Source organism: Chitinophaga sp. (genome assembly GCF_036566945.1).
GTDB lineage: Bacteria > Bacteroidota > Bacteroidia > Chitinophagales > Chitinophagaceae > Chitinophaga.
Genome location: NZ_DATCVJ010000905.1, coordinates 1 through 6,952 on the forward strand (window position 1 = coordinate 1; position 6,952 = coordinate 6,952).

Consider the following 6,952-nt stretch of genomic DNA (forward strand, 5'->3'; position numbering starts at 1 on the left):
AAAATCTACATCCAGAAACCGGATGATTCGAATATACTCGTCAAACCTATCTTGCTGACTAACTAATATTGTTTCGACAAGTAGCTCCGCAATATAAGGATGTCTAGTCTGATACACATAGTCCTGGATACGATGATCATATCTATCAAATACAATATATTCCAACGGTGAATAAAGCTCCTTCTTGAACATTTCTGTTGAAATACCATGCACCCTCGCTATCAATCCTGCTCTTGCAGGGGCATTCAATCTGTGTAAGATGCTAACGGTGAGATAAAGAGATTTTGCTTTATCTCCGTCTATTCTAAGATATTCATCATTGATTATCTCTGCATAAGGTTTTCCTTGAGTTGCTTCATACAATGTTACTAATAGCTCATAGCCTGGTTTATAGCTCAAAGCTCGAATTCTTTCGTCTTGAGATTTTCCTTCCAAATAACCTAGACTCTTATGTCTATCAAGCAATGATAACAGTTCTAAAATCTCCTTTTTAGACAGATACTCAAGTTGATACTCCTTTTTGACAAAATATTTAAGGCTATTATTTTCATTATTCCAAATATTAACTCGTTCAGTTGTAATAACAGTGATAGGAATATGTTCTTTTTTCGATTTATCTAGTAATTGAATTAAATCATCCTCATTGGAAAGTGCGTTATCAACAAAAATATAAATACGTTGCTTCGCATACTTGTATAACTCAAAAATATTTTCATACCGAATTTTGCTGTATTTATTGTAAAAGATGCAGAACCTTTCAAAATCAATTGCAGCCTGCCAAGCCAGCCTCTTAATTAGAACACTTTTTCCGGCCCCAGCATAACCTTTTATAAGAATTAGCCATTGACCATCCTCTTGATTATTATAGTAATCTTGAATTACTATTTCAGTCAAAATGGCTTCTGTTAAATCTCTCGAAGCATCTAAATTTCTAATGATGGGCTCCCAGCTCTCAAAGTATCCTTTATAAAATTCTTTTGGATCTTGATGCTCAGCACTCATTGCACCATGAACATATTCAACATCCTTATCCAAAAAAGAATTAAAATCTTCGCTAGGAGTTAGCTCTTTAAATTCTAAAACAAATTTTGTGTGAATTGGTTGCTCAACGTATGGTTTCATAATAGAAAGCTGCCGAGCGTGCACAGGTATTAGCTTATCTAACTCTTTAATAAAATTTTCATACGTTGCTTTAATCGGACTAATCTTTTTAGAGTCCCAATATTTTGCTTCTGCGGGCTTAATTCCTGGACCTACGAAATAAAAACGTGGCCTACCTCCTACCTTTGAATCAATCTCTTCCAATATAGTTGTTATATCGTCATCAGCAAAACTAAATCCAACAAATAAAACAGTATGATTCCATGCCTCTGAGAAAAATTTAGAGAAAAGCATTTCTCGATTATGCCTGTGTGTATTATACTGTTCTGGAGTCAATACTAATGGTACCAACTCATCGTTAATATTGGATAGGCAGCCATGCAGTTTATAATATGGTAAGGTATTGGGATGTCTAAAAATCATGAAATCTTTCGTACTTCTGAAAACAGGTGTTATCTGCTGCAAAGGGGCATCTTTATAAATTCTTTCAATTATAAAGTCATAATTAGTTGTGTAAATAGATTTCCACTTAAAGTTTGCCAATTGGATGTGAAAAGAGGCAGGTTGAAATGGCTCAAATATATCATAAACAAACTCCTGTACTTCGTAGATACCTGCTTCAGAAATTGCAAACTTGCTAATGTTCTTAAGAGAATCCCCCTTATATTCTTCCCCCAGAAATTTTTCCGCCATCAAATCAGCTAAGCCTTGTCCTACCGGTGCTTTTTTCTTTTGTGGATGAGTCGCCCCATAAGAAAAACCAGAACCTAAAAATAAAACGACATTTCCCTCCCTTATTTGGTCTATGAGGTATTTTGGGATTTCAAAATCTGCCATCGGTAAAGAGATTTTTTGTTTTACGTTACTTAAATATGTAATATAAGTAAAAGGGAGTAATATTTAGCAACAACAAATTACAAAAAATGCTATGATTTTCTATACAACGCTATGATTTTTACCATTCTACCTTTACACAGATTAAGCAATTTAACCCAACATGCTGAACGAGGAAGAACATACGAATTAATTACTACTGAATATCCTGGATATTATAAGTGTACCAAGAAGCTGCATATTTTCATATTGCAATTTGATAACATGGGGAGAGAAGGCATTGTTCATCTTAGTGCGCAAGAAAACTGCCAAGAGAAATTTTAAGAGGCCGAACACTAACCCACCGGCAATAGGTGATTAGTAGAATTCCAGCATTGCATTCTTGTAATATTGCAATCTAGTCATTTCTCATATCGGAGATATTTAACCATCTGTCTTAATATAGAATCAACAGCTTTATGATGAATGCCGATTCTCGCTATAGTAAACCACGATTTTTTTGCTTCAAATAGATTTCTGGATGATTGATCCCAGAAAGCGATTAAAATCGAAAAATTGCATTATGCAATAGTAAATATCACCTTCATTTCTTAACTCACTGAATTACTTTCTCATCCAGAAACGACCCTGCAATGTTATGTCGTCTGTTATATCGCGGGTTTAGGGAGAAAGCAAAGTGGGATTGTGATAATTCGTAACCGATACCTAAATAATTCGGCGGATAAAAAAATTACCCACCGAATTTGATATATCTATAGGAGGATTAATTAAGTCTGCTTCCCGCAACAACTTTTAATGGAAACGGCCGTTTGTTTTAAACCATATTTACGCTCAAGCTCTGTATATTTTTTATCCACGTAATAGTACCGGTCAAGCCGATCAAGATAAAGCTCAGTTTTATAATATTGAGGAATGACGCCTTGTAAAAGATAATCGCTAAGAATAAACTCGGTATCTACACAGGCTACAGCCGGGATATTCATTGCATGTATTCGAAGCAGTGACTCAACATTGTCTGTAACTATCAATCTACTATTATCCGCCGCTCCCGACTTTAAAAGTTCCTGACACTCAAAATGCCCTAGGACAAAATTATGCGGTCTATCACCCCAATCATAGACCTTTCGAAAAAGTGGTTCATATATTAACGCATGGTCACTAACGTAAAAGCTATTGTTGAACGCGAAAAAAATCTGTGGAATGTCAGTTTCAAATGAAGATAGAATATTGTACTTCCTACCATTTTTACCAAACAATGTTAAAGAATCTAAAGGCCGAAGGTCAAAGTGTTTTAATACTTCGATTGTCTTATTGCCAATAATCCATTCGAATTTTTGCTTCAGATACTTGTTGTCGTAATTAGCACCTGTCAATGATAGCCTTAATCCATTATGAAATATTGTTGATTCAATTAATCGGTTTTCATCATCTTCCTCGTTGTATATACCAGCTATCATTTCGAGTACATGGGCCTCTGCGCCATTGTCTATTAAACCCGTTATCAGAGCAATGTAGTCAAAAATATCACCCGATATATTGCAGGTCGTATCCTTGAAATACCATTGTTTGCCTTTTTTGTGAATTGAAAATGATTTTGGATGAAAAGCCTTGAAGGGGCATTTAATAAAATCACTATTTAAGCTGTAGATATTCAGTTCGGGATGGAGGGCTTTAAAAGTTTTTAGCCCTCCGTTTGTAAATTCCAGAATATTATTTCTTGTCAATTCCATGAGTAATAAATTTATTGTCAAGTATTTATTTAGTATTGGGTTCAATATGAATTATTCGAAATCCATCGGAAACCCATCTTCAATTATTAAAGCCTGACCATCAGGATCGCGAAGAATAGAACATAACGTTTCATGCGTTTCTCTATTATAGTTATCAAATGATAACCCTTTCTGATAAAATAGCTTATCACAGTAATTCGGATAATCAAACGGATCTCTTCCCGGAATTACTTCGAAGTAAATTGAGGGCTTAATAAATGGATATGGATATACTGATAAGAATTGTTCTAAGCATATATATGTATTCGCTTCCGCAAATGGCTTAATATAGGCCCGTACAGAATATTCCGAGGAGCATTCCAGGTGTAAAAATGTAAAATCCATTTGACCGCAGTAAAACGCAATCGATTTATTGATGTCTTTAACACGCATTACTACTGCAAATTCTAGCTTTGCTTTCGTTGATTCATCGACAACACCATCATTGTGAATGTCATTTCCAATGATATTGGTCTGAATATTATTTTTTTCTGATAGCATTTTACATGTTTTTTGAGTTAATTAAGAGACTAGATGCTGTAATGTTCAGATCCGTAGCTGATGAAGTGCCATTCTGCTTGAGAAATGTAATTACATCTTGATGATCAAAATAGATCATCTTACCAAATGGCCGATAAAACCGCAGTTGTCCACCGGAGGTAAGTTTATATGCGTAGCTTTTGCTAATACCAGAGTATTGACAAAACTCATCCATTGTCAGGATTTCCTTTCTTGCTGACAATAGTTTTCTAATCTCCCTTAGTTCCGAGAGAATTAAATTGTCCATATTATTGATTTTCAATTATTTAATAAATAAAGATTGTTTCTTCAGTTTGGGTAAAGAGAAACTAGTTTCCGTTTGTAATTACAGTACAAATGTAGAATGGGGGAAGGTTACAATCCAACAGGGCAAGGTAGCAACTAACTCATTGCTACCTTGGAAACGATCACATTGATTTTCTTAAGAACGTTAGAAGTTTATCTGAATTGGAATGCCTTTTGGGCTTTTTTTTACCATTCTTTCGCCACGTTCTAAATGCTTTTCTTAATGCACTGTAGTTAAATTTGCTGGCATTTGATGGAGTAATATAAGTTATGATTTTCCTCAGAAAATCTGCATAGTACCTTCCACTAGGGTATTCATCTGGACATATTACAAACAACATATTGAAGAGAGCTTCATTGTCGTTACCATAAGTATTTGATATGCTCCACGTTAATTTTCTACCGTTGAGTTCATTAAAAGGTAGGCCTGAAAAAAGCAATTGAAAATTATCTTTTCCAAACTCAGAAATAAATTCCTCCTGTATTAACCAATCATATAGCGATAACAAATCATCAGCGTCAAAATCAGATTTAAAAGTAAATGGCTCAGTGGTAAATAGATGCTGTTCATTTTGCTGGGATACATTTGCTTCAACTTCATTAATCTCTCCTTGAAGTTGAGTTGTGTACTTGCCTGTAAATAGCAATGTATACAGATATCTTAGTTGCGGTTTATCTATCGATTTTCCTAGATCGTCAAAAATTGATATCCACGCTATTGATTCATCTTCAATTAGATCTATTTGCGGGTATTCATGCTCAATAATTTCCATAAGAGCTATAGACATAAAGGGATTATCTTTCTGATACTTCTGATGGTATGCCTCAACATGATTCCTAATAGTTTCAGGACTTAACAACATTTCACAAGTTTCAATAATTTCTTTATACTTCCGATATGTAAGAACATCTTCCACGATAATAGGATTTATTCAAAAATAGTATATTGAGCTATTTAAAATTGGGAATTTTATTCGCTGCCTCAATTTTTCTTTTATTTATCACCTTACCATATATCTCAGTGGTTTTCAGGTTTTTATGACCGAGTAATTTTGAAACAGTATATATATCGGTATTCATGCTAAGCTGCAAGGTGGCAAAGCTATGTCGTGCGCAGTGGAAAGTAATCTTTTTATTTATCCCGGCTGCACTTACCCATTCTCGTAGTTTGACGTTGTGCCATGCACTATATTGCAGACCTTCAAACACCAGACCATCAGCAACTCCCTTTTCTCCGAGTAGTTTTACAGCCTGCTCGGGGACCGGCAACGTTTCTGCACTTTTCGTTTTCTTCTGAGTGAACTGTATACACCAGCCATCAGCTTCACTGTATTGAATGTTATCCCATTTTAGCGCGTGTATATCGGAGAATCTAAGCCCGGTGAGTGCACTGAAAAGAAATGCCTGTTTCAAGATGGGTACATCACATTCCGTATTCATAAGCACCTGTAGTTCCTCAAAGATTAAATACTGCCGGTGTGTTTCGGCTGCCTTTATGCCTTTTACCCGCGTCACAGGGTTTTCACGTAGTAGTTTTCTTACGTGTGCTTCTTTAACGGCAGCTTTAACTTTTGTATAATAAGAGAGTGCTGTATTTACTGCTAATTTCCGTTCTTTGTTTCCGCGTCTTGCTTTGGTGGTTAACAAATATTCTTTAAACCGTTCAAGAAACATTTCATTCACCTGGTCCATGATAATGTCTTTACCATTGGAAAAAGCAAGAAGGTGCTTATATGCGCTATCCCAACAACCCTTATTACCTTCAGAATCAGTCTTCGTTTCCATCACTTTTCTGAAAAATTCAATAAAGCTGGTTTTTCCTAATATCGGGCTGATAAATCCGTGCTGACTACTATTAGCTACAAGTATCTTTTTGGCTTTTATCGTTTCGGCGAGAAGCGTAGTTTGCTTATTATGATCTCTTTCTAGCTGGGTTCGGGGCTTTTCATAAAGATAAAGGTTCAGAAATTCATACTCGCGTGGTTGATGAGGGCCATAATGATAAGCAAGGTATAAACTTGTTTTACGGATTTTCCCGCTTTCTTCGGAAATAGTGCTTTTACGCTTCAGCAGATAAATTTTCATGTTTAGTCGTTTTTCTGGTTACAAATTATAACACGACTTTCAGCTGACTTTTTCATTCAAACAACATGTAATGCATTCCGCGCGTAGGTTTCGATGGAATAACATTAGTTACCTCACTTCCGAAGCAAGAAAGTAATTATTTTGAGTGCAAGAGAATAATAGCGTATTCAAATTTACTGTTGCATTATGCAATTTTTCGATTCTAAAGGCTTTCTGGTATCATTCATCCAAAAATCTATTTGAAGCGAAAAAACGATGGTTTATTACAGTAAAAAACGGTATTCTGTATTATCTCGTGAATCCAGAAAACGAATACGAAGTATTAACAAAGGGAGGGG

The 6,952-nt window shown here is 35.3% G+C and carries 6 protein-coding genes; all 6 read right to left on the reverse strand.

What is annotated here, in order from left to right; genetic code table 11:
* Positions 1-1,938 (reverse strand): SIR2 family protein (locus tag VIP81_RS27200; protein ID WP_331968817.1); only part of this gene is annotated, 1,938 nt, incomplete at its 3' end.
* 764 nt (positions 1,939-2,702) lie between these two features.
* A complete protein-coding gene (locus VIP81_RS27205; RefSeq protein WP_331968820.1) occupies positions 2,703-3,665 on the reverse strand; it encodes a hypothetical protein in 963 nt (320 codons plus the stop codon).
* A gap of 51 nt (positions 3,666-3,716) precedes the next feature.
* Positions 3,717-4,205, reverse strand: coding sequence for a hypothetical protein (locus VIP81_RS27210; protein ID WP_331968823.1), 489 nt, complete (start codon positions 4,203-4,205; stop codon positions 3,717-3,719).
* Position 4,206: 1 nt separating this feature from the next.
* Positions 4,207-4,491, reverse strand: coding sequence for a helix-turn-helix domain-containing protein (locus VIP81_RS33815; RefSeq protein ID WP_414649395.1), 285 nt, complete (start codon positions 4,489-4,491; stop codon positions 4,207-4,209).
* Between the two features lie 160 nt (positions 4,492-4,651).
* Positions 4,652-5,446, reverse strand: coding sequence for a hypothetical protein (locus VIP81_RS27215; protein ID WP_331968826.1), 795 nt, complete (start codon positions 5,444-5,446; stop codon positions 4,652-4,654).
* 34 nt (positions 5,447-5,480) lie between these two features.
* Positions 5,481-6,614: a site-specific integrase gene (locus tag VIP81_RS27220; protein WP_331968828.1), complete on the reverse strand. Its 1,134-nt coding sequence runs from the start codon at positions 6,612-6,614 to the stop codon at positions 5,481-5,483.
* Positions 6,615-6,952: the final 338 nt, after the last annotated feature.